Consider the following 1,414-nt stretch of genomic DNA (forward strand, 5'->3'; position numbering starts at 1 on the left):
TTCCTACAGGTCGGAGCAGAACATCACCCATCAGGAAGTAACTCCCGGCAGGCCGAAGGTGCCGGCGGAATACGACGGCTTCGGGCCGGCTTCGCCTGTGGGGAATGGCAGCGTGCTTTTCAAGGCTTCGACGCGCCTTTCACCTGGCGCAATTTCTGGCCAGGAACTCGCTGCGACCAACAGCACGAACACGCCGTGGCTGGCCTATTCGGTGTCTCGAACGGGCGACGATGCGCCCCTCCTTGACGTCTCCTACTCCATCACCTGCACTGGCTGTGGGAGCCCCACCACGAGTTCGGGACCTCTTCTCTCCCGCACTCCGGACGCCATCCGCGAGAACTACGCGCTCCCCATCACCTCGGACACGGTTCCCGGGCTGCGCAAGGCGGTGACTTCGCCCGTAACCCTCGGCATCCGCGTGACGGCCACGGATGCGGCTGGGAACGTTGGGACATCCACTCAGGCCACGTTGGTGCTTCACCTCGTGACGCCGACGCTGAGCATCAGCGAGGAGAGCAACTACCCGACGGCGAGGGACCCCAAGTCGCCCTACGCCTACCGCGTCCAGGCCCTTGGCTACGACGACCTCTGGGAGCCTGCGAACGCGGCCTTCGCGGGAGGGCTGCCGATGCGAGTTTCCCGCTTCGTCATCAGGAATCCCTACTCGGTGCCCATGGCGGTGAATCTCGTGCCCACGGGCGCTGCCGGCTGGTCACTGACGGAGTCGTGGGGGCAGGTGCTGGAGACTGACGCGGACATCATCCGCAACGTGGATGGACTCTCGTTTCCGTACTCGTACGCCTGGGACTCAACGGGGGAGATGGCCCTCAACTGCGTGCCGAAGGCTGACCCTTCGCTCGCGTACCCCTGCGACACCTCCGGAGGCGTCTCCGCCACGCACGTCCTCGGAAGCCCCCAGCGGTGGGCGTGTCTCCCGAAGGTGACCAGCACGTCCCTTGTCAGCTCCGGCGTGAACTGGGACACGCTCGCCTACCTCGCGCCGCTTTCGACGGGCAATGAGCAGGAGGCCAACCGGGCACCCTCCGGCTACATCATCGCCTCGCGGACGGCATGGCGGGTGCCCGCCGCCAGCGCTGGCAGTCCGGGTGAGGTCGTCCTGTACGTGGTGGTGCCGCGCACGCGCAACGGGCTGCCCGCGCTCGATGTCACAGGGGGCAAGTACCAGCACCTCTACGCCTACCACTACGGCACCGGGTTGCGCGGGACTGGGTTCTGCGGTGATGGAGACGGCGGCCGTTACTTCTCCTACAACCACCGGCGGAAGCTGGAATCCCGGGTCCTCGACTCGGTCCGTCTCTCGGCGACGTGGCCCTTCGCCTTCAACGCGGTTGGCACCTACGATGCAGGTGAGGGCAAGTTCCCCGCCCTGGGCGCTCCCCGCGCCGTCATGTCC

Annotated in this window: 1 protein-coding gene; it reads left to right on the top strand. The window is 66.5% G+C overall.

The genetic code is table 11. The features are described 5' to 3' along the window. Nucleotides 1–484: 484 nt before the first annotated feature. Nucleotides 485–1,414 (top strand): hypothetical protein (locus D7V88_RS41475; protein ID WP_147449151.1); only part of this gene is annotated, 930 nt, incomplete at its 3' end.

It is taken from the genome of Corallococcus terminator, assembly GCF_003611635.1.
Taxonomy (GTDB): domain Bacteria; phylum Myxococcota; class Myxococcia; order Myxococcales; family Myxococcaceae; genus Corallococcus; species Corallococcus terminator.